Origin of the sequence: Alteromonas sp. AO-Serp (assembly GCF_017849675.1) — a bacterium.
In the GTDB taxonomy this organism is placed as follows: domain Bacteria; phylum Pseudomonadota; class Gammaproteobacteria; order Enterobacterales; family Alteromonadaceae; genus Alteromonas; species Alteromonas macleodii.
The window spans coordinates 13,190-36,062 of the sequence record NZ_JAFLMX010000030.1 but is presented as its reverse complement, the minus strand read 5'-3'; the positions used below and the strand labels follow the sequence as shown (position 1 = coordinate 36,062).

19 protein-coding genes are annotated in these 22,873 nt (G+C 44.9%); 10 read left to right on the top strand and 9 right to left on the bottom strand.

Annotation, left to right across the window (positions count from 1 at the left end; translation table 11 throughout):
* Window positions 1–45: 45 nt before the first annotated feature.
* The 3 genes from QVA83_RS02515 to QVA83_RS02505 are packed head-to-tail and all read right to left on the bottom strand — an operon-like array spanning window position 46 to window position 3,132.
* Window positions 46–1,713, bottom strand: coding sequence for a HAMP domain-containing sensor histidine kinase (locus QVA83_RS02515; RefSeq protein ID WP_287498106.1), 1,668 nt, complete (start codon window positions 1,711–1,713; stop codon window positions 46–48).
* 10 nt (window positions 1,714–1,723) lie between these two features.
* Window positions 1,724–2,548 (bottom strand): phosphate/phosphite/phosphonate ABC transporter substrate-binding protein, encoded by an 825-nt coding sequence (locus QVA83_RS02510; RefSeq protein ID WP_039226733.1) that lies wholly within the window; start codon window positions 2,546–2,548, stop codon window positions 1,724–1,726.
* Between the two features lie 23 nt (window positions 2,549–2,571).
* Complete coding sequence (locus QVA83_RS02505; RefSeq protein ID WP_014977552.1) at window positions 2,572–3,132, bottom strand: response regulator; 561 nt, start codon at window positions 3,130–3,132, stop codon at window positions 2,572–2,574.
* A gap of 316 nt (window positions 3,133–3,448) precedes the next feature.
* Here QVA83_RS02505 and prlC point away from each other — a divergent pair, with 316 nt between their 5' ends.
* The 9 genes from prlC to QVA83_RS02460 all read left to right on the top strand — a co-directional run bounded on the left by prlC (window position 3,449) and on the right by QVA83_RS02460 (window position 13,395).
* Window positions 3,449–5,485: an oligopeptidase A gene (gene prlC / locus QVA83_RS02500; protein WP_287498105.1), complete on the top strand. Its 2,037-nt coding sequence runs from the start codon at window positions 3,449–3,451 to the stop codon at window positions 5,483–5,485.
* A gap of 6 nt (window positions 5,486–5,491) precedes the next feature.
* Window positions 5,492–6,193, top strand: coding sequence for a DNA-3-methyladenine glycosylase I (locus tag QVA83_RS02495; RefSeq protein WP_287498104.1), 702 nt, complete (start codon window positions 5,492–5,494; stop codon window positions 6,191–6,193).
* 172 nt (window positions 6,194–6,365) lie between these two features.
* Entirely contained in the window at window positions 6,366–7,163 is a 798-nt protein-coding gene (gene ubiE, locus QVA83_RS02490) for a bifunctional demethylmenaquinone methyltransferase/2-methoxy-6-polyprenyl-1,4-benzoquinol methylase UbiE (protein WP_014950941.1), read from the top strand.
* On the top strand, window positions 7,163–7,798 hold the full coding sequence (locus QVA83_RS02485; RefSeq protein ID WP_131137904.1) for a ubiquinone biosynthesis accessory factor UbiJ: 636 nt from the start codon (window positions 7,163–7,165) through the stop codon (window positions 7,796–7,798). The genes ubiE and QVA83_RS02485 overlap by 1 nt, the downstream gene beginning before the upstream one ends.
* 23 nt (window positions 7,799–7,821) lie before the next feature.
* The gene (ubiB, locus tag QVA83_RS02480; RefSeq protein WP_014950939.1) at window positions 7,822–9,450 is read left to right on the top strand and encodes a ubiquinone biosynthesis regulatory protein kinase UbiB; all 1,629 of its coding nucleotides are present in this window, start codon (window positions 7,822–7,824) and stop codon (window positions 9,448–9,450) included.
* 293 nt (window positions 9,451–9,743) lie between these two features.
* Entirely contained in the window at window positions 9,744–9,953 is a 210-nt protein-coding gene (gene cspE, locus QVA83_RS02475) for a transcription antiterminator/RNA stability regulator CspE (RefSeq protein WP_012519905.1), read from the top strand.
* 402 nt (window positions 9,954–10,355) lie between these two features.
* Complete coding sequence (locus QVA83_RS02470; protein WP_287498103.1) at window positions 10,356–10,994, top strand: hypothetical protein; 639 nt, start codon at window positions 10,356–10,358, stop codon at window positions 10,992–10,994.
* A 79-nt stretch (window positions 10,995–11,073) separates the two neighbouring features.
* On the top strand, window positions 11,074–11,556 hold the full coding sequence (locus tag QVA83_RS02465; RefSeq protein WP_081106118.1) for an Lrp/AsnC family transcriptional regulator: 483 nt from the start codon (window positions 11,074–11,076) through the stop codon (window positions 11,554–11,556).
* A 243-nt stretch (window positions 11,557–11,799) separates the two neighbouring features.
* Window positions 11,800–13,395 carry a methyl-accepting chemotaxis protein gene (locus QVA83_RS02460; RefSeq protein WP_014950936.1) on the top strand — a complete coding sequence of 532 codons (1,596 nt, stop codon included), beginning with the start codon at window positions 11,800–11,802 and terminating at the stop codon, window positions 13,393–13,395.
* 34 nt (window positions 13,396–13,429) lie between these two features.
* Here the strand turns inward: QVA83_RS02460 and QVA83_RS02455 are convergent, their stop codons facing one another.
* From QVA83_RS02455 to QVA83_RS02440, 4 genes are all read right to left on the bottom strand, one after another.
* Entirely contained in the window at window positions 13,430–13,594 is a 165-nt protein-coding gene (locus QVA83_RS02455) for a hypothetical protein (RefSeq protein WP_014950935.1), read from the bottom strand.
* Window positions 13,595–13,986: 392 nt separating this feature from the next.
* A complete protein-coding gene (locus QVA83_RS02450) occupies window positions 13,987–14,994 on the bottom strand; it encodes a cytochrome d ubiquinol oxidase subunit II (protein WP_014950934.1) in 1,008 nt (335 codons plus the stop codon).
* Window positions 14,995–15,005: 11 nt separating this feature from the next.
* Window positions 15,006–16,379, bottom strand: a complete 1,374-nt coding sequence (locus QVA83_RS02445) for a cytochrome ubiquinol oxidase subunit I (protein WP_069945052.1) — start codon at window positions 16,377–16,379, stop codon at window positions 15,006–15,008.
* 11 nt (window positions 16,380–16,390) lie between these two features.
* The gene (locus QVA83_RS02440; protein WP_014999724.1) at window positions 16,391–16,948 is read right to left on the bottom strand and encodes a GbsR/MarR family transcriptional regulator; all 558 of its coding nucleotides are present in this window, start codon (window positions 16,946–16,948) and stop codon (window positions 16,391–16,393) included.
* A 225-nt stretch (window positions 16,949–17,173) separates the two neighbouring features.
* Between QVA83_RS02440 and QVA83_RS02435 the strand changes: the two genes are divergently transcribed.
* Complete coding sequence (locus QVA83_RS02435; RefSeq protein WP_069945051.1) at window positions 17,174–19,897, top strand: ATP-binding protein; 2,724 nt, start codon at window positions 17,174–17,176, stop codon at window positions 19,895–19,897.
* Between the two features lie 224 nt (window positions 19,898–20,121).
* On the opposite strand, the gene QVA83_RS02430 is transcribed toward QVA83_RS02435, so the two are convergent.
* Both QVA83_RS02430 and QVA83_RS02425 read right to left on the bottom strand, forming a co-directional pair.
* Window positions 20,122–21,147 carry a substrate-binding periplasmic protein gene (locus QVA83_RS02430; RefSeq protein ID WP_069945050.1) on the bottom strand — a complete coding sequence of 342 codons (1,026 nt, stop codon included), beginning with the start codon at window positions 21,145–21,147 and terminating at the stop codon, window positions 20,122–20,124.
* A gap of 285 nt (window positions 21,148–21,432) precedes the next feature.
* Window positions 21,433–22,827, bottom strand: coding sequence for a M28 family metallopeptidase (locus tag QVA83_RS02425; protein ID WP_069945049.1), 1,395 nt, complete (start codon window positions 22,825–22,827; stop codon window positions 21,433–21,435).
* Window positions 22,828–22,873: the final 46 nt, after the last annotated feature.

Genomic DNA, 22,873 nt, shown 5'->3' with positions numbered 1-22,873 from the left:
TACAACTATTACACGCAATGCTGCTTGATAACACTATTAGTTGCTTCATCCTTCGCTCTCTAATGTTTTGTCTGAGTGTGAAACAAGGGGGAGCGCTAATGTAAATATGCTTCCTTCTCCCTCTTTACTGGTGGCTGAGAGCGTGCCGCCATGCTCCTGAGCAATGCCAAACGAAATTGAAAGACCTAAGCCAGTGCCTTGCCCTTCAGGTTTAGTTGTAAAAAATGGATTGAAGAGTTTGTCTAAATGACTTGATGGAATACCGCAGCCAGTGTCTTCTACACGAAGCTCGACAAACTTGCCCGCAGTACAGGTGGTAATAGTTATCTTACCGTTCTTACCCGTGCTCTCTATCGCTTGTCCCGCGTTAATGAGTAAGTTGGTAACAACTTGAGAAACCTTGCCTACATTCATGGCAACGTCAGGGACTTTGCCTAAATGCGTTTCAACAGTGCAAATATACTTTAATTGGTTGTTCACCATGGCAAGGGTAGTGCGTACACAATCATTAATGTTGTGCTGCTGCATGTGGTCACTGTCTACACGAGAGAATAGCTTTAACCCTTTTACAATTTCAGCAACCCGACTTAAACCGTCTCTCGAATCGCTGAGGAGCTCGGTGATATCTTCATTGATAAACGCCATATCCTGATTAGCTAACATTTTTTCTAGTTCTGATAAGGCAGAAGCACGCTTACCCTCGTCTTGCTCATTAAGCACCGCGTTAATTTGTGAGAATATCATTTGGTAGGTAGCAACGTACTCGCTTAAGGTGGATATGTTGCTGCTGACAAAACCCACAGGATTGTTAATTTCATGGGCGACCCCCGCTGCTAGCTGGCCAACTGACGCCATTTTCTCAGCTTGAAGTAGTTGTACCTGGGTCTCTTTTAGATCTTTATTGGCCTCTTGGAGTTGATAGTTTTTCTGATGCAGCAATGCGGTTCTATCCTGAACCTTTTCTTCAAGTAGCGTGTTAAGCTCTTTAAGTTCATCTTGCGCGTATTGACGCTGCGCATGTTCTTCTTTTAAACGCTCAACCAGTTGATTAAATGCCTCTGCCAGTTCGCTTAACTCATCAGTGCCGCGCACGGGAACAAAAACATCTTGATAGCTGTTGTTTTTCACTGCATCACCTAAACATTTAGCGCCTTCGTGTAATTGATGAAGTTGCGACATCAGGTAAGAGCCAAGTAAGTAAGAGCACAATCCGACCAAAATAAATTCTAGAAAAGCCAGTGTAACTGTCCAGTTTCTCACCCTTGATACAGATTCAGTTACTGAAGCAATGTTAAGCCCAATCTCTACATAGCCGTACAAAGTCCTGTTCACCATGATGGGGGCTCGGGTGTCGTAAATACCATCATCAGCGTCCGAAACACTTGTGTCGGCAGTAAAAGGGCGGTTTAGTGCGTTGGTGTTACCCTTTTCTACGAAAACTCTGCCTAATTTGTCTTTAACTTTGACGTAAGCAATATTGGGGTTGGTAAGAATTTCTGAGACGTCGGCATCTAGAGCTGCAAGGTCATAACTTAAAAAGGCATTTTTTGTCGTCGAAACAAAAAGGGCAACTGTGGTGTCGGCTGACTTCTTTATATTACTGTCGACAAGGTCATTAAGTAGCTGAAACACCGTCACAATGAGCACTAGCAGCAAAAGCGCTGCTATTGATGCGATGCCTGTTATTGTTTTTATACGCAACGACAGTTTCATACGAGTCTACTCATAAATGCGGCCTCGATAGGGATGCTATTCCCAATGCTCTCACGTCGTCCCAATCACTGTCGTTTGACGCTATAAAGCCGTTAAACCCAATACCTTTTAAAATCCAAGACTTACTTGTGTCATTCGACAAAGCAAGTAATGCATTAAGAATAGCTTGTCTGTCAGCGAGCGCCATATTTGGATGGGTTGCGATAGCATGAGGCGTATAACCCTTGCTCTTCCATAGGATGCGTAATTCTTGTTTAACGTCATCAGGTGAACTGTTGAGCGTACGGACAATGCCACCCCCAGCATTGAAAAAGCCCCGTTGTACTGCGAGGTACACAGAGTCATGAGAATTGACGTAGCGCGGTACAAAAGCAATGCTTTTCATCCGCAAGTGAGCGCTTGTGATAATTGTGGCAGCAAACGCAGCTGGCGCTGGGAAGGCTACTTCAGTACCGCTTAAGTCATCCAGAGAGCGTATGGGGCTGTCTTTATGTACAACAAGTAAGCCGCGAATTTCTTTATCGCGTTGGCGCGCAAGCGCGCGGTATCCCGCAGATTCATTAAAGACCACAAAGTGGTAGGGGTTCATGTAGGCAATATCATATTTGCCGTCGGCGAGATTCGCCTCAAAAGTGGGAATGTCTTTTGCAGTTTTAAAATCAATCTTAAAACCGGTGTAATTGCTCACATAGTCGATTAAGGGTTGCCATGTTTCAGCCATTTTCTTGGCAGACTGCTGAGGTACAACAGCAAAAGTAAGGGGTTTAGCATTTGTCGGTAATGCGCAAACACCTACAAGCAAACTTAAAAGAGCGAATCGCGATAACCAAGCCATAATGTCACTCCCTTTAAATCGATTTACATCGACATAAACTGCTCAAGGACCATTGTTAAGTCATGATTTGAGAACGGCTTTTGTAAGGTGGCATCAGCCCCTATCTCAAGCGCGCGCTCCAGGCTAATTTCATCGAGTGCCGATATGACCACAATTTTGAGATCTTTATATTTACTTTGATCTCGCGTGAATTCGATAACGCTGTAACCGTCCATGCCTGGCATACTTAAATCGAGGGTCATGACTTTGGGCTCGTATTGGCTCAGCATAATCCCCGCTTGGAAGCCGCCTGTAGCGATATACGACTCATAACCCGCCCGTCTGGCCACGCGCTGAATAGACTTGGCAACTGGCATTTCATCGTCAACAATTAATATTGAGGGCGTGGCAATGCCTTTCAATGAATCGGGAATTGGCATGTCGTGTCGTTCAAGAAAGGCGACAAAATCTTCTACTAATACTCTGTTGTTTCCACGCCCAGGAAGTTTGAAGCCTTTCAGCTTGCCGCTTTCGATCCATCGAATTACGGTGCGCAGATTTACATCGCAATACGAGGCTATTTCGCCTGAGGTCAACGTTTTCATATCTATGCCTTGTAGATTTATTAATCGAAATTATAGACGCTGAACAGCGAAGGGACAAAGTAGACAAAAGGATGAAATGTGACATTTGTGACAGCGCTTAGTAGAGGTGGCTGTGTTGTTGAGTTTTTATGAGGGGCATCAAGAAAAACGGTGCAGCGGCATTCATTGAATTCGTAAATATAGGCAATAATCATGATCCATGCACGTTAACGGCAAGTAAGTTCAAAATAGGTCAACAGTGGCTAAAACAATAGCTTGCTTTTAATCAGCGAAGCCCCATCATTATTCTATCAACGTGTTAAGAGTGAAAAAGATTATGACAACCCCTGCAATTGAAATGGTAGATGGTCTACCAATTTTTTCTGCTATTGAACCTGCCTCTATTAAGCCTGCCATTGAAAAAGCCATTGCGGCGTGCAAAAGCGAAATAGATGAGGTCGTGGCGTCGAAAGATTACTCTTACAAAAATCTAGTGCTGCGCCTTGAAGAGGTCGATGATCGTTTAAGTAAAATATTTTCACCCGTTTCTCATATGAATAGCGTGGTGAGCAGCGATGAATTGCGTGAAGCCCACGATGCGTGTTTACCATTATTATCTGAATACGGAACTTGGGTAGGCCAGCACGAAGGCCTTTACAATGCTTACGCTTCCCTCAAAGCGTCTGACGAATTTGCGACCTTAAGCGAAGAGCAGCAGAAAGTGATTGAAAACGCCGTTCGCGATTTCACATTGTCAGGTGTAGCGCTTCCCGCAGAGCAAAAGAAGCGTTTTGCAGAGATTCAGGCAAAGCTTAGCGAGCTATCATCAACCTTTTCCAATAATGTGATGGACGCCACTATGGGCTGGACTAAACACATTACCGATGAAGCTGAACTTGCCGGTATGCCAGAGTCAGCCCTTGAAGCAGCGGCGCAAGCTGCGCACCAAAAAGACTTACAAGGCTGGTTGTTTACGTTAGACATTCCGTCTTATTTGCCAGTCATGCTTTACGCCGATAATCGCGAACTTCGCGAAGAAATGTATCGCGCCTATGCAACAAAAGCGTCTGATCAAGGCCCTAATGCGGGTAAGTGGGATAACACCGATATAATCAAAGAAACCTTAACGCTGCGTACTGAACTGGCTGAATTGTTAGGTTTTTCAAGTTATGCAGAGCGTTCACTGGCGACTAAAATGGCGGATTCTACCGATCAGGTCATCGGTTTCTTGCGTGATTTGGCGGCTAAGTCTAAGCCTCAGGCAGAGAAAGAGCTTGAAGAAGTACGAGCGTACGCGAAAGACAAGCATGGTGTCAGCGAGCTAGCGGCATGGGATTTACCGTATTACAGCGAGAAACTGAAACAGGAAAAGTACACGATTTCTGATGAAATGCTTCGGCCTTATTTCCCCGAAGATAAAGTGCTGTCTGGTTTATTCGAAGTTGTACATCGCCTGTACGGCTTAAAAATTATTGAGCAGCCTGGCATTGATACGTGGCATAAAGATGTACGTTACTTCACCATTACTGACGATGCCGATGTGATGCGCGGCAGCTTTTACCTAGACTTGTACGCACGAGCTAAAAAGCGTGGCGGCGCGTGGATGGATGAATGTCGAGTTCGTCGTGAAAAAATGAATGGCGAATTGCAGCTACCCGTTGCGTACCTTACCTGTAATTTCAACGCACCTGTAGGGGATAAGCCAGCGCTATTCACCCACGATGAAGTGGTGACCATGTTCCATGAGTTTGGTCATGGGATCCATCACATGCTTACTAAAATGCGCGTAGCGGGTGTATCCGGTATTAACGGTGTGCCATGGGATGCGGTTGAACTGCCAAGTCAGTTTTTAGAAAACTGGTGCTGGGAAGAAGACGCACTTAACTTTATCTCTGGTCACTATGAAACTGGCGAACCGCTTCCTGCTGATTTACTGGAGCGTATGCTTGCTGCACGGGATTACCAGTCAGCGATGCAGATGGTACGCCAGCTTGAATTCAGTCTTTTCGATTTCTTACTGCATAGCGAAAAGGGCAGTGAGGTAGACGTACAGGGCACATTGGATAAAGTGCGTGAAGAGGTGGCCGTGGTCATCCCTCCATCGTTTAACCGTTTCCAAAACGGCTTTGGTCACATATTTGCTGGTGGATACGCAGCGGGCTATTACAGCTATAAGTGGGCCGAGGTGCTTTCTGCCGACGCGTACAGCAAGTTTGAAGAGGATGGCATTTTTAACCGCGATACGGGCAAAGCATTCTTAGAAAACATTTTAGAAATGGGCGGCAGTAAGCCTCCTATGGACTTGTTTGTTGCTTTTAGAGGGCGCGAGCCGCAAGTTGACGCTTTGCTTCGTCACAGCGGTATTAAAGGCTAGGCACACATGAAAGAGTCTAAGTTAGAGTCTTTTCAATCTATCTACCGCCGAGCGTGCGAGCGCAAAGGCGGTGAAAGGGTGCTTGAAGCCATGCTCCAAGCACCACTTTCTAAAGCGCAAATTGAAGCCATTCCTGACGACCGTTTTTTAGCGGCGATGACCAAAAAAGTGTTCCAGTCGGGCTTCGTGTGGCGAGTTATTGAGCAAAAGTGGCCCGACTTTGAAACCGTATTTTTCGGGTTCGACATTGATAAAGTGTTGTTGATGCCCGATGAAATGCTAGAGCAAAAAGCGTCAGATAAGCGCATTGTTCGCAACTATAAAAAAGTGATGACAGTGCGTGACAATGCCATGATGATCAAAGACGTAGCCCTGGAGCACGGTAGCTTTGCTAAGTTCGTAGCAGGCTTTGAAAAAGACAATATCACAGAGCTTTGGGCGTTTTTGAAAAAACGCGGTGCGCGATTAGGTGGCAACACCGGCCCCTACATGCTTCGTGCACTAGGCATAGACACGTTTTTATTCTCTCGTGACGTGGAAGATTACTTGCGAAAGAATGAAATTATCGACGGTGGCTTAACCTCGAAAAAGTCGCTGTCGGCGGCCAATGCGGCATTTGCGCAATGGCATGAGGAAAGCGGCCGTTCTTTGCAAGAGATCAGTGCCATTGTTGCCTATAGTTGGGGCACAAACAATCAGGTAGCGTAGAGCAAGCTGCTCTAGTCTTCTATACAAGCGAGCTTGTGCCTTGCAGGCTCCGCTTTGGTAAAGGTCAAAGGCTTGATTTACATCAGGAGACAGTCAGGCATAAAGCTTTTGCTTGAGCACACAATCCTATACACTTCGGCATTAATAAAAATATTCAAATTACAGGACTGTCATGAGCGACAATCAAACTCCCGCTACGCAAGCAGACTCTGCAATCGACAATGCTACTGAGCATACAACGCACTTTGGTTTCAAACAGGTGGATAAAGGGCAAAAAGCCTCTTTAGTTGCTAATGTTTTTGACTCTGTTGCAGCAAAGTACGACGTAATGAACGACCTTATGTCGATGGGAGTGCATCGTTTATGGAAGCGTTTCACAATAGACTGCAGCGGTGTTCGCGCTGGCAATAAAGTATTGGATATTGCCGGTGGTACTGGCGATCTAACCGCTAAGTTCTCTCGCTTGGTAGGTCCTACAGGGCGCGTAACCCTTGCTGATATCAACTTGTCTATGCTGAAAGTAGGCCGTGATAAGCTTCGCGATCGCGGCTTGGTAAGCAACATCGATTATGTGCAAGCTGACGCGGAAGCACTGCCTTTCCCCGACAACCATTTTGATGTGGTGACCATGGCATTCGGCCTTCGCAACGTAACGGAAAAGCAAAACGCGCTTAATTCTATTTTTCGCGTGTTAAAACCAGGCGGCCGTTTACTGGTATTAGAATTTTCTAAGCCTACGTCAGAGCAGCTCAGCAAACTTTACGATATGTACTCGTTTCACATTTTGCCAAAAATGGGTCAGCTAGTGGCGAACGATGCAGAAAGCTACCAATACCTTGCGGAAAGCATACGTATGCACCCAGATCAAGAAACCTTGAAGGGGATGTTCGAGCAGGCTGGCTTTGAGCAATGTGATTACCAAAACCTGACTGGCGGTATTGTAGCGCTACATAGAGGTTATAAGTTTTAATGCCTACTTCTGCGCTGGTTACCGCAACGGCTGAATTGGTTTTAAACAAGTTGCTGTCTTTAGACGAAGACAGCGAAGTAAGGCTAAAAGCGCTTGCTGGCGCCAGGCTTACCGCGTTCATTTCGCCGCTTCCTCATGGTATTACGCTGTCGTTTTCTGACCGTATTGACGTACTCAGCGAACAAGGCTCGTTTGAAGACGCCGTCGCGTCCCTTGGGCCGAAAGACTGTTGTATTAAAACGTCGCTACAAACCTTGCCAGAGTTAAAAGAAACCAGCCAGTTGACTCGTCTTATTCAGCAAAAGGCCCTCTTTTTGGAAGGAGAGCTCAATGTTGCTCAGCAGGTCAGTGCCTTGTTTCAGCAGCTCGATATCGACATTGAAGAGTTGCTGGCACAAAAGACCAACGATGTTATTGCCCATCAGACCGTGAAAACGGTGAAAACCGTGCATGAGAAGTCGATGTCAGCGCTAGCGTCCATGGCGAAGGTATTCGGCAACGCCGTAGTAGAAGAAAAGCAGCTTGCTGCACACAAGCTGGCGGTTATGCACTTTAGTGACGAAGTTAATGCGCTTCGCGATCGAGCAGAAAGTGCTGATGCGAGACTGCGCCGCCTAGAAGAAAAATTTAAGTAAGATTGAGAGAAACAGGCTCATAAATGCGTATTGTTAGGTTATACCGAATTAACAAGGTATTGTTGGAACACGGCTTAGACGAACTTATTCCAGCAAAGTGGTTACCCTGGTACGCGCGGGCTATGCGTCATACCATTTTTTGGGTGCGAAACAAGCACAAGGGCAAGTCAGCCGGCGAGCGTATTACCCTTGCACTACAAAACCTTGGGCCTGTTTTTATTAAATTCGGCCAGATGCTCTCTACCCGCCGAGACTTGCTTCCTCCTGCCATTGCTAACGAACTTGCTCGTTTGCAAGACAAAGTTCCGCCGTTTTCATCTGACGCTGCACAAGACATTATCAAGCAAGCGCTAGGGCTTTCTGATTTAAGCGAATTATTCAGTGAATTTGAAAAAGCGCCACTGGCGTCTGCCTCTATCGCCCAAGTTCATGCGGCAAAGTTAAAGCATAACAATGAAGACGTTGTGGTAAAGGTGTTGCGCCCAGATATTCGCGATACCATTGTGGCGGACATGGAGCTGTTATTTAGCTTGGCTAACGTGCTTCAACGCTGGCTTCCTGATGGCAAACGGCTGCGTCCTGTCGAAGTGGTTGTAGAATACCGCAAGACCATTGTTGATGAACTTGATTTACTGCGTGAATCTGCAAACGGTATTCAGTTAGGGCGTAATTTTGAAGGTTCAGACGCGCTTTATGTACCTAAAATTTACAGTGACTATTGCCGCAGTAATGTGTTGGTTATGGAGCGTATTTACGGTCTGCCAATCTCAAATATAGACGCATTACTTACCCAAAATACCAATATGAAAAAATTGGCCGAGCGCGGTGTGGAAGTATTCTTCACTCAGGTATTTCGCGACAGTTTTTTCCATGCAGACATGCACCCGGGCAATATCTTTGTATCTACCGAACACCCTGAAAACCCCAAATATATCGCCATCGATTTTGGCATTGTGGGTACGCTCAACCGTGAAGACAAGCGCTATTTGGCTGAGAACTTTATTGCCTTCTTCAACCGCGACTATCGCAAAGTCGCGCAGCTTCACGCCGACTCAGGCTGGGTACCGCAGGATACCAATATCGATGAGTTCGAGATGGCCATCCGCACGGTATGTGAACCTATATTCCAAAAGCCACTAGCTGAAATATCCTTTGGTAACGTGCTGCTGCAGCTATTTAATACGGCACGACGTTTCAATATGGTTGTGCAGCCACAGCTTGTGCTACTGCAAAAAACATTGCTGTATATAGAAGGCTTAGGCCGTCAGCTCTATCCTCAGCTTGATTTATGGAAAACCGCCAAGCCGTTTCTTGAAAACTGGATGAAAGAGCAGATTGGCTTTACCGCCATGATGGGGAAGGTGAAAGACAACTTACCTTTCTGGTCTGAAAAACTACCTGAAATGCCAGACCTGCTGTACGACAGTTTACAGCAAATGAAGCGCTTGCCATTGCAACAACAAAGGGCACATTTGGCACTGCTTCAAGAGCAAAAGAAAACAACTCAGACCACTCATTTAAGCGTAGTGGGCGCCACCTTTGTGTTAATGACAGCAATATTGCCAATGTACGATTTATCTTGGTATTTCCCTGCAAGTACAGGCGTAATTGGCGCAATTTGCTGGTATTTAGCCTGGCGGAAAGGGCATTAATTTTTGTTACGCTGCGGTGAAATATTTATGAAATCCGTAGTTTATCAATTAATTTGTATATTAATCGTCCCGAAGAGTGTTATAGTGGCTTTGGCTTTTAGCCAAAGTCTTTAAAGAGACGCGATTTTGTATTATTTGCTATATGTTAAACCACTCGAGTTACCCGGTAATTTGTTGTAAGTTGTTTGTCCATTCGTAAGTAAGACCCAATACTCCGCCAATTTAAAGACTCTAAAGAACTTAGTTACACGCGCTTATGCGCAATTTAATACGATATTTGAGGTCTATACGACATGTCTAAAGTTACAGGCACAGTTAAGTGGTTCAACGCTGATAAAGGTTACGGTTTTCTAACTCAAGATAACGGCGGTAAGGACGTATTCGTTCATTTCCGTGCGATCATCTCTGACGGTTACAAAACGCTTCCAGAAGGTCAGCGAGTAGAATTTGAAGTTGAAGAAGGTCAAAAAGGTCTTCAAGCTGCTAACGTGCAAGCTATCTAAGAATTCAAAAACGGCGGTCATTTGACCGCCGTTTTTCTTTCTAATGTCTGTATTTCCACACCCACGCTAAACGCGCGACAAAGCTTTTAGTCCATACCGCTTTTGGTATATATCATTTTTAACGAATAACGCTTTCATCAATAGCTAGTCTACTGCGTCGCTATTGCTCTCCTCTCTCGGCTACACCACATAAGCACTCGTTCACCCCAATAAATTTGAAGCTCGCAGCATATTCCTAATATCAGTACGCCACGGTATTGCGTAGTCATAGCGTTTAATGCTTTACTCATTACAACGCCCATTTGGGTAATACCAGTCCGCACAGTTAATTACCCATTCAGCGAGACTCAGAGTGTTCATAATCGCGGCGATAAATACGTCTACAGGGAGTGCTTAATGCGCATGACATCAACTATTCGAGCTTCATTGGCCACCGCGCTACTTATTCTCAGTTCAAACCTTGCTTATGCTGCTCAAGCAAATGGACAAGTCGATGAACAGGGTGTTTTAGCAATGGTGCTCAATACCGAAATCCGTATGGCAGACGTCGTGCCTAGTGAAGAAGAACGTAAAAACTTGAAGCAGCAAGCGAAAGACAATTACGCAGGTATGCTTGATTATGTGGTCCGTGTAAATGCGTCTAACAGAATTTATGAGCTTGTTTTAGAGGACTATGCAAAACAAAAAGGCATAACGGTTAATCAAACACTGGTAAGCAAGTTTATCGAGAAGTTTGAAGGTCAGGTTTCAAGTGAAACGGCCGCGAAACCCATTAAAGAGATAGCGGCCAAGCAGGTTATACAGTTTCAAACAGAAAAAGCGATGTATGAAGAGTTTGGAGGGCGTGTTATCTTTCGCCAGTCTAACCCGCAAATGCCGATTGACGCTTACAATACACTGCTATCTCGCTATCGCGATGCAGGTAAACTTAGCATAATAGACGAGGACTTGCGGGATGCATTTTGGGATGTATTCACGCCTCCCTTTCAGTACGAAATTGCACCAGAAAATGTCGACTTTAATCAGCCTTGGTGGCTTTAAATAGCCTCTATAAAAGTAAAGCGCCTGACGTAATTCGCTGAAAAACTGAGAACATGGAAATAAAGGGCAACATCTCACTATGCGTAGTGAAAAAATAAGCGGTATAGACACAATAGATAAAGCTATTTTGGCCATGCTACAAAATAACGCTGACACGCCTGTCGCAGAAATCGCTGAGCAAATTGGGCTTACGGTAACGCCCTGCTGGCGGCGTATTCAAAAGCTAGAAGAGAAGGGCATAATCTCTAGGCGAGTAGCGCTGTTGCAAGCAAAACACCTGGGGCTGGCCATGACCGTTTTCGTTCAAGTAAAAGCGGGCAGACATGATGGAAAGTGGCTGGCAAGTTTCGCTAAACACGCCGCATCATTTGATGAAGTTGTTGAATGTTATCGTATGTCTGGCGAATACGATTACCTGCTAAAAGTCCTCGTTACCGATATGGATTGCTTTGATCATTTTTATAAGCGATTGGTTAACGGTATAGAGTTTTCCGACGTCACTTCAAGCTTTGCAATGGAGCAGATTAAGTACACAACCTCGGTACCGCTTAACCATATTTAACCCCTCATAATTAGCATTGGTTTTCTCAATACCTTCGGTGATAGATGAGGCAATTTGCAGTTGAAGACTCTAACTTACATAAATTCGATAACTTCCCGATTAAAAATCTGAAAGAAAAAAGCAACCGTAGCGGTCTATTTTTGTTCAATTGTAGGAGAAGTAAATTTTGTCCTACTACGAATAGAAAAGGGTGCAGAGACGTGCGACAAGTATAGGCGTGCCCCTAAATAATATGGGGGTTATATGTTTAAAACCATCAAGCAAAGAATATTGCTCGGTTATCTTCTCGTTGTAATTGTGTCGCTCATCGCGGCAATTGTATTGACAAAGAACAACGCCAATGTCGAAAACTTAGTAGAAGCCTACGTGGCTGAAACATTACCCTCGTTAAGCGCTATCGATGATATACAAACTCAAAGTAAAGAGCTGGTGCTTATCGCGTATTCCTTATACGGAACCACAATAAGTAGTCGCGAATATAACGGGCAGAAAGACCGGCTCGTCGACGAGACCAACGCCAAATTTTCCCAATTCAGCTATATGGGAAGCGATGCCGCTCAAGAAAAATTTGATGTACTGGTTGCGTCAGCTGCGTCTTTACAGCAAACGATGTCAGCAACATCTATAGATTGGGATATTGCACGGGAAAATCTTCAAGTCATTACCCAAGCAGCATCTGAACTAAATGCACTTTTGACTGGGGTACGCTCGGGTGTTGAGCGTGCTGCGAACTCTCGAACCATGGCTATTTCTGCTGAACTCAGTGTGAGCCAGTTCACTATCTACAGCCTAATCATATTGCTACTGGCTGTATCCATAATGGGCTACATACTTGCTAAGCGGAATATCGCAAATCCTATCGAAGAGATGGCTAAGAGGCTTGACGATATTGCAAAAACACGCAATTTACAGTCACGTCTACCTACTCAAAATTTACAAGAACTCCACGCGATAACGCATAGCGTTCAAGGTCTACTAGCCGTATTTCACAAGGGAATGACTGACCTTCAACATGCAGTGAATGACCTGAACCACTCATCACAAACACTTAACAGTGCAACATCACACTCTTCAACCGCTATCTTAAGCTTTCAAGGAGACATTAAGCAGCTAGTGTCAGTCATGGATAATCTGTCTGATGAAATGGAACAAAGTCTTACTCTATCTATAAAAGCTGCGGAACAAGCGAAAGGTAGTGCCCACCAGATAGCGCAAGGTAAGGTGGATGTGGAAACCACAGCGCGCGCCATCTCTGATTTAACCCTTAACATTGATAAAACTGCTACTACGTTAGATAAGCTGCAAAGCGATGGAAAAAACGTATCGAGTGTGGTGAAAACCATTGCTGAGATTGCTGATCAAACTAACTTATTGGCACTTAATGCTGCAATAGAAGCGGCAAGAGCAGGAGAGTCGGGTAGAGGTTTCGCGGTGGTGGCGGATGAAGTGCGTACGCTAGCATCAAGAACTCATCAATCGACAGTTGAAATTAATGCCATGTTAGAAAAAATAGTGCAGTCAATTCGTGATTCTGTACAAACTATGACTTCGAATAAAGACAAGGCACACAACGCATTGGGGCTTGCCAATGAGCTGGTGATTACGTTGGAAGACGGACGCAAAAGCGTTTTATCGTTAGTTGAGGTGAGCAATGAGGCTTCGGCTCTTGTACAACACGCTAAAGATCAGGTGCAAGTTGCACGCGAAGGGGCACTAGATTTTCAAATGCTGGGCGATCAAGTAAAAGCCGCGAATACCAATGTGAATAGTGAAGCGAAAAGCTTATTCAGCCTGGCTGAGAACCTTCAGGAAAACGTTAATAGATTTAAATTGAGCTAAAAAAATGGGGCCGGTTTGACGGGCCCCATATAAATTAATGATTTTGGTCTTCAACGTGCTGGTCGGCGAATATCTTGGATTTCTTTTTGATTTTACATCCTAAGATACGCTGCGCATTTTTACGGCCGATATAGTGAGCGACTGTGTAGGGGTGCGCGCGCTTGAAGAACCGTGAGAACGAATGGAATACATTTTCCATGGTATTGGCTCCTTCTATTAAAAATTGCCCCAAATAAAATATAGTAATATTACAGTTTGATGTCAACAAAATATTTAACGGTAAGTAACGTTTAAATTTTGATCACACCTTAAGGGTAGACTAGCTAACGCTAAACATCCTCTAGTCATTGGTATACATTGTTCGAGGGAAAGGATCATATTTTGATCGCAGGTTTTCAGATCGAGTTCGTGGATTGGGGATACTGGTCGCCGCAAATGCCCCAAGCACAGGAAAGGCGTCGGGAACCGCAAGAAACTCGCAATGTACAGCGTTTAGTATAGCGCTGAATAGAAAGTGAACACCATTGAATTTCAATGATGTTCACTATTGTTTCAAGTAATTGGGATCTGCTGCGATCCCATTAACAAAGGCTAGTAGTAAGAAAGCTTCTCTGATTTACCGGAGAATATCTTATATACCATGGCCGTATAAGCCAAAATAATAGGTACTACAATAACTACGCCAACAAGCAAGAAGCGCAGAGAGCTTGCATCACTAAGCGCATCCATCACCGTCATCTGTCCAGGGATGATAAACGGATAGTAGCTTATGCCAAATGCGGTGAAACAAAGTAAAAATACTAGAAGGGCAATAAAGAACGGAAGCCATTCGCCTTTCCCTTGTGCATCAGGCAGTTTTTTAAGCAACACACCACATAGTGCTAGAAGCGCAAAACACGCTACTGGAATAGCGAAAAGCACATAGCCCCAAGGAGCAGACAACCATAAGTCTCGTACGTCATCGTGTAAGGTTAGATTCGCGATACTTACCGCGACAATTCCTACCGCCAGTACCCCTAAACCTCTTCTGGCCCAGTAATACGCCTTTTGTTGAAGCTCACCTTCGCCTTTAAGTATTAACCAGCACGAGCCAATAAACGCATAGGCAGCCGTAACACCAAATGCAGCGAGAAGTGCAAAGCCTTGCGCCCAAATATCTGTGCGAAGACCCGTCACGTATATACCTAACATATACCCTTGAGCTAATGTGGTTAAAAGCGAACCGTATTTGAATACCATGTCCCACTTACGCTTTTTCACCTGCACAACCTTGGCGCGAAAATCGAACGCTACGCCGCGCAAAATAAGCCCTAATAACATGAAGGTTGCAGGCAAGTACAAGGTTTGTAAAAACTCACTATGGGCTTCAGGGAAAGCAATAAGCAGTAGTCCTATGGCGAGCACAAGCCACGTCTCATTGGCATCCCAGTAAGGCCCTATAGAGGCTATCATGTCATCGCGAAACGCTTCTGTTCTTGGCGGGATAAGTACACCCACACCCAAGTCGTAGCCATCTAAAATGGCGTACAGCAATACAGATAGACCAAGTAAACCCACATAAATATTTCCGAGCATTTCTGCTGATACATTTTCAAACATGTTTGCTCTCCTTAAACCGTGCTTGGGTCTGGGTCAGTAGGTTGCATTTTTGCCTTGGCAACTTCGCGCTCTTCCGTCGTTATCTCTTCAATTTCAACGGCTCTTCTGCACATCAACATAAGTGTTCCCATGTATGCGATTAGAAGCACCGTATAGATAACAAGATAAAGCGTGAACGACAGAGCAATATTCGCCGGTGGTAACTGGGTAACGGCATCAGCGGTTCTTAATACACCACTTACCAAATAGGGCTGACGGCCTATTTCCGTTACGTACCAGCCTGCTAACGTAGCAATCCAGCCGCTAAACGCCATGCCTGCAAACGTGCGTTTAAGCCAAATTGGGAAGTCTTTGTTACGCATAAGATAAAGACTGCCAAGCCATGACACAGCAAGCATCAACATGCCCATACCCACCATAACCCTAAAACCGAAGAAAACAGGAGCAACGGGCGGATGCTCTCCTTCGAACTCATTTAACCCCTTAATCTCGCCCTTAAGTTCGTGAGTAAGAATTAAACTTGCACCATAGGGAATGGGAATTTCAAAATAATTCTCTTTGCTTTCTTCGTCAGGAATTGCAAAAAGTAACAAAGGTGCACCTTCAGTGGTCTCCCAAAGTCCTTCCATCGCCGCTACTTTCTGAGGCTGATGCTCAAGCGTATTTAAACCATGCATGTCGCCAGCAAAAATTTGTAGCGGGATTAACACTGCCGCCGTATAGGTGGCGGTTTTAAGCGCGAGCTTAGGCGCAAGCTTGTCGTCGCCTTTAAGCATGCGGTAGGCCGAAAGCCCAGCTATCAGGAAGCTGGCCGTCAGTCCAGACGCTAACATCATATGTACAAAGCGGTAAGGGAAAGATGGGTTAAAGATAATTTCTTTCCAGTTTGTGGCATACACTACACCGTCGACCACTTCAAAACCTTGCGGTGTTTGCATCCAGCTATTTAAGGCTAATATCCAGAACGCAGAAGTAGTGGTGCCAAGTGCAACAATAAGGGTTGAAGCCGTATGCAGCCAGTTCGGAACACGGCGTATGCCAAACAGCATGATGCCTAAAAACGTGGCTTCTAAGAAAAAGGCGGTAAGTACCTCATAACCGAGTAGTGGCCCCGCCACATTACCTACTTTCTCCATAAATCCAGGCCAGTTAGTACCAAACTGAAATGACATGGTGACGCCGCTTACTACACCCAAGGCGAAGCTTAGGGCAAAGACACGTACCCAAAAGCGATACATACGCATCCACACAGGGTGACCTGAAATATTAGAGCGCAGCTTGAAGTAAAATAGAAACCAGCCCATCGCCATGGTGATGGTTGGAAACAAAATATGAAAACTAATATTTAACGCAAATTGTAAACGAGACAGCAAGAATGCATCCACAGAAGGCCCCCTTAGTTAACGCTGTTTTTCCCCGGAAGTAGCTTGTCCTTAAGCTCAAGCATACGGCCCACGCCAGAACCCAACTTCATCAACGTGTTTAACTTTTCAGGCCCAAGATTTTGAAGCTCTTCAGACCATGCCGTAATTGATTCGAGTAAATCGTGAATTTCGTTCAGTTTATGTTGTGCATTTGCCTCTTTTTCATTGGCAGGTGCGTCAAGCAACAAATCACGCAGTAGACTCATGGTTGGGTCTATCTCGCGCTTTCTTCGTTCTTCAAATACTCTATTGGCCAATGTCCAAATATCGCCAGCCGGAATAAAAAACTCTTTTCTCTCACCAGGAACAAGATGCTGTTTAACTAAGCGCCATGACTGAAGCTCTTTTAAACCCATGCTGGTATTGCCTCTGGATATGTTGAGCGCATCTGCAATTTCCTGCGCCGAAATGGGCTCTTCGTTTAAAACAATAAGCGCAAGAATTTGCCCAACTGTTCTGTTGAAGCCCCAACGACTTCCCATTTCGCCAAAGTGCATAACCGCAGATGTAATTAAAGGCGTCATTTTCATTTTTACCTTCCAGAAGCTTCAGAAATTACTGAAAGTTTATTGCGTAGGATCAAGAAACACAAGTTTTATTCGTGATATCACGTACGAATTTTTGAAAATTTAATATTCTTCTTATTAAGTGCTGCAGTGATTTGACATGCCTCTTTAATAGAAAGTTGGTATCTTGTAGAGTAAGTCTAGGAACACACTGCGAAAATTCGCTTTATTGATATTTGGCGCAAAGTAATGCAAACAACTAATAATACCCCTACAACGCTTCAAAACTGTGAAGATGAAGCTATCCACTTGATTGAAAGCGTGCAGAGTTTTGGGTATGTCATTGCCATCAATCCAAGTACCAAAAAAATTCAGGTTGTAAGCGAGAACATCAATGACATGTTCAACGTAGACGTCGTTCCCGGTGAAACACTTATCACTGAACTGATTGACATTCCCTCTCCTGAAGCGCGCACATTCCAGACTATTCACGATGCTGTAAAAGGCGGAAATGTACGCCACGCCTACCAGTGGAAGTTTGCTGAAAATGCGCTCCATCTCAAAGATTGGGAGAAAGAGGGCAGTGGTGTTGCCTTCGATTCTAATGGCCTGTTGGTTATAGAGCTTGAGCCAACCCCTCAACTAAGCTTTGATGCGGCGCAGCAATGGGTGCCAATGGATGTAGATATTCGCGCACTGTTACCCAATGTTGATGATCGCGACTCCATAGGCGATGTTGCCGATGCTATCGCTCAGGTATTTAAGCAATACATAGGTTTCGACTCGGTCATGGTTTATCAGTTTGACAAAACCTACTGTGGTGAAGTGATTGGTGAAGCCGCAAGTGCAGATTCTCGCTCATTCAAAGGGTTGAAGTTTCCCGCTTCGGATATCCCTAGTCAGGCCCGTGAACTGTATCTAAAAAATCGAGTGCGCTGTGTCTACGATGTAGAAGAGCAAGTTATAGGCCTTAAGCCTTCGGTTAAAGAGGCTGAACGTCCACCATTGGATTTATCAATGTCGATGGTTCGCTCTGTCTCGCCTATGCACATTGCCTACCTTAAAAATATGGGGATCCGCTCATCATTTTCAGTTTCGCTTGTTTTTGAGGGTAAGCTGTGGGGATTGTTAGCATGCCACAACAGTGAACCTGCTTACATCGACCAGAAGAAACGTTTAGTTTGCGAATCATTAGGTCACCTTTATGCCTGGCAGCTTCACACGAAAGCACTACATAAAAAGAAAGAGCAATTTCAAATTCGCCAACGCAAGCTGAACTATATTGTTCACCAGCTTACTTCATTCACGAACCCGCTTGAGGCCATCACGCAGAAAGAAGGAGACTTACTGGATGTTGCTGATTCGTGCGGTATGGCGGTGGTTACCCCTACGGGCAACTATCTGGTTGGTAAGACTCCCACAGAGAAAACCTTGGCAAAATTACTCGAAAAATTTGCCATTAGCGGCTCTGAGCAGTCCATTGCTATAAACCGATTAACAAACGAAATTTTAGATAGTGGCGACCTAAACGGCATTCGAGGCATGTATATTTCCTGCGTGTCTTCAAAACTGGGCTACTACACGGTTTGGTTTAGAGAGCAGAAAGACAAGACCATTCGTTGGGCGGGGCGCGATGCAGCCAGAAAAGATATTGGAAAGTCGCTTACTCCTCGTAATTCGTTTGATATGTATTTGCAAAGTGTCGCTGATGAGTCGGTAGAGTGGACCGAAGATGATCAACTAATCATTGAAGGTTTTGACCATCTGTTTATACCTTACGCGCTAAGCTTAAAAGCGTCGCTTGATAAGCAAATTAGTAAATTAGAAGAGCTGGATAAAGCGAAAGATCAGTTTCTTGCCAGCATTTCTCACGAGCTACGTTCACCACTTAACTCCATTGTGGGGTGGACCGATTTAGCGCTTATGGATATTGGCAATGTGGACAGAATGACTGATGCCCTTGGCGTGATAAAGCGCGCGGCATCAACTCAGGCAGCACTGATCAACGATATTCTCGATTTATCCCGTATTATTTCAGGTACGATGAAGCTCAGTACCCATTCGCTTAATATTGCTGGTTCTATATCTGAAGTTGCCAAATCTTTCGAGGCTGGATTTGCGAGCAAGAATATTCAGCTATCGATAAATTGCGAAGACGATCACACGCAAATTCTGGGTGACAATCTCCGTATAAAACAGGTTATCAATAACCTTTTGAGCAATGCACTTAAGTTCACCTCGAAAGGCGGTACTGTGCATGTAAGAGGTCGAAGAGAGCATTCGAACTACCTTTTCCGCGTTAAAGACAATGGCAAAGGTATGACGCGCGAGCAGCTATCTCATGTTTTCGAACGTTTTTATCAAGGCAAAAACGAGCACAACAAACATGGGTTGGGCTTAGGCCTGTCTATTGTGAAAAGTTTAGTAGAGATGCACGGTGGTGAAATTTATGCTGAAAGCGACGGACCTAATACAGGAACAACGTTTTACGTAACGCTGCCTATTGCGCCGCTTAATTTGCACGACGACATTATTGAAACTAAGAACTCTGAAATTAGCGACCTGACTGAGTCTTTGCGTTTGAACGGCTTACGGATTTTAGTCGCAGAAGATGAGCAAGACGCCCGTGATTTTATAAAGCTGTTTCTAGAATCTAACGGCGCGCGAGTTAATGTTGTGAAGAACGGCCTGTTAGCATGGAAAGAAATTAACGATATGCCAGAAGCCTTCGATCTTCTGCTATCGGATATTGGTATGCCGGAAATGGACGGGCTGGGTTTAGTTTTAAAAATAAGAGCCAGTGAAATACCAGAAATTGCAAAGCTTAATGCCGTAGCACTGACCGCTTATGCCTATACATCTGATCGCGTTAAAGCACTTAAAGCTGGCTTTAACAACTATGTGTCAAAGCCAGTCGATGGCGAAGAATTGCTGACAATTCTGGAAATGTACTTACCAGAAACGTCACACTAACGCTGACGACTCCCCGTCTTCTTTGCAACCTCTGATCAGCAGTATTGCGAAGATAGAGCGCGAAGATAGATCGTTAACAAGGCTCACACATATCTTTGAATAGGCTGTTTAGTTTAAGCAACGACAGGTATGCTTTGTAGTGTAGAAGTCGCGTAGTCGACTTCGTGCTTCTCTACCTAATTTAATGCCTTTCAAAGTTAAAGTTCACCGAAGTCAAAATTCATCTACCAGCGGCGGAGTAATAGCTGGTAGGTGGTTTTATCTAACAGCGACTCGCGGGGCGACGAACTTTCTTTATCGGGAAGCGCAGCACGCGCTTCCTCAAGCGATGCATATCTATCCCCGTCAATATAAAACGCGCTGGCTTCAGATGTAGGTTTACCGTCAAGGGAATAGGCGGTGTTTAACAAGTCTGACGTGGTAGTTATGTTGCTGTGCCCGATAAAGTCGGCAACGCCATCGCCATTCACATCTTTGGTGAGCCAAGCTAACTCAAGTGGCTGATTCAATTCCCCCGAATTCTGCATTGTCGACACAGCCTGGTTGAATTGCGCAATAATCCTTTCAGCGTTAGCAGCATTTTTGCTGATAGCTATTTGAAATCCGGTTTTTGCTAATGGTTTTGCTGAAAAGTGCAGGGTTTCTTCATTATCGTTAGCCAGCAGTATGTTTAGCTCGCGCGCAAGCAGCTGGGTGGTAATTAAGTAAGGCGCTCTATCGTCGGCAAGTTGGCGAAATGCATCAAAAGTAGTGGGGTTGCGTGACCACTTTATATCTTTCAGCAGTCTGAATGATGGCGTATTCGCAAAGCGATTTTCAATAGCGACCCGGTTGTCTTTTAAATGAGGAAAAAGCTTTATTGCCTCAACGTCCGCCTCTTTACTTACCGCGTAAAGGTAAATGGGTAAGTAGACATCGGAAAGTACATAGTTGCTAGTGTCCTCACCTAAGTTGATGTAGGCAAATTCACCGTCTAATTTGCCCGTTAAGACAGAGCTGCCCAGAAAAGCTTGTCGCATCACCTGAAGCTGAATATCCAACTCTGCTTTTTTAAACACCTTTTCAAGTAATGCGTTAATCCGAGCAGGCTCCCCATCATCGCTGATATAGGTCTCGAAGGAAGCTGCACCCAACTTAGTAGGGGCGGCATGTAATTGCGAAACGCTAAAGCAACAAAGGGCTAGACTTATACTTAATAAAGAAAGGCGTTGAGTGAAAATAGAGAGCGAGAACGCGCTTAATCTTACCAAAGGTGAACTCCGAACAGCCGTCATGCATTTACTACACTGTAATGCAGTTAGTCACTTAATTCCAATAAACACGTACAGGCTTAAATTAACAAAATGTAAACGACATCAATATATTGAGTGTAGTTTCTCAGTTTAAACTAGCTTTTGTTGAGCAAAGTCATTCATGACGATAAGCCGGTTTCACTAACAGCTTAACATCATGAACGTGACTTGGTACGTAATTGGGTGCCTACTTGGATAAGTATGCGTACAAATGTGCTTAATTTAAGTGCTCAATTTAAACGCTTATTCTCCAAAGCTTCCCGCAGGACCTGGATAAACCACTACGCTTTCAACACCGTCCTTGTTAACGCTGGCAACGCCAAAGAAGTAGTTGTCGATAACGACGTTCTCAAGCATGGCCTCGGTGACGTTACCCACATATTTACTGTATTCCCATTGCGGAGCATCAGTATGACGCCAGTATACTTTGTACCCTTTAAGTTGAGGGTTCTCTTCAGCGTCTAGTGCATCCCACTTTAAAAATGTTGAAGGTTGAACTGCACCGGCAATTTCTACATTTGCAGGTGGATTCGGTGCCCACGCCATTGCAGCAAGAGAAACAGCATTAAGGCCAGTAAGTTTGGCAGCGTAATCAAAGTCGACGCCATCCAAGGTGTCACCATAGGCAATACCGTCTTCTACGCGAAGGTCTTGGTGCTGGCGGGTGTAGTTTTCGTTAGTTTCCATAATACGAATACCCGGGTAGCCCAAGTCGTTGAACGGGCGGTGATGGCCGCCACGACCAAAACGGTCCAAACGATAAATCACCATCGTGTCTAGGTTCTCAACATACTGATCGGCAATTTTATCGATGTAGCGGGCAAGGTTACGGCTTGGTGAGTCAACTTCACCCCCGGTGAAACGTCGCATGCGTGCTTCTTTATCCGTTTCGGTTACGCGTGTACCTTCAGCAAACAAGCGAGCGGTGGTGTTGTTAATCACACCGTTAACCCCTTCGATATTGCCTATCATGTCATTATTGAGCACGGCTTTAATTCGCCAGCCGTCTTTCTTAGCTTGGTTTGCCATAATACGCCCGCCGAAAAGTCCTTGCTCTTCGCCAGATAAAGCAGCATACACTATACTGCCGTTAAACTTGTATTTGGATAGTACTCGCGCAGCTTCAAGGGTGCCGGCAACACCAGAGGCGTTGTCGTTTGCCCCTGGTGAGTCAGAGGTGAAGTCCATTACATCAGACACCCGTGAATCGATGTCGCCTGACATGATGACGTAACGGTCTGGATCGGTGGTACCTCGTTGTATCGCAATAACGCTAACCACTTCTACTGGGTCGGGAATACGTTTTTCTCCGCTAATGACTTCCGACTGGTAGTACACTTCTAAGCAGCCACCACACTCGGCTGAAATTTTATCAAATTCAGATTTAATCCAGCGACGCGCAGCGCCTATACCGCGGGTATCAGACTCGGTTTCAGAGAGAGTATGGCGTGTACCAAAGTTCACCAACTTGGTAATGTCTTTTTCAATGTTTTCAGCGGAAACATTTTTGGCAATATCATAAAGTGCTTGCTGCTGCTCGGTATCAGCAAAGGCTGTAGTAGATAGTGTTAGTGCAATTGCGGGGGCAATTTTTCTTAATACTAGGTTCGTAAGATAACAGGGCTGTGATTTATTCATTATTTTCTCCATGTTCTGCAAAGACCATACTGAATGCGTCGAAAAT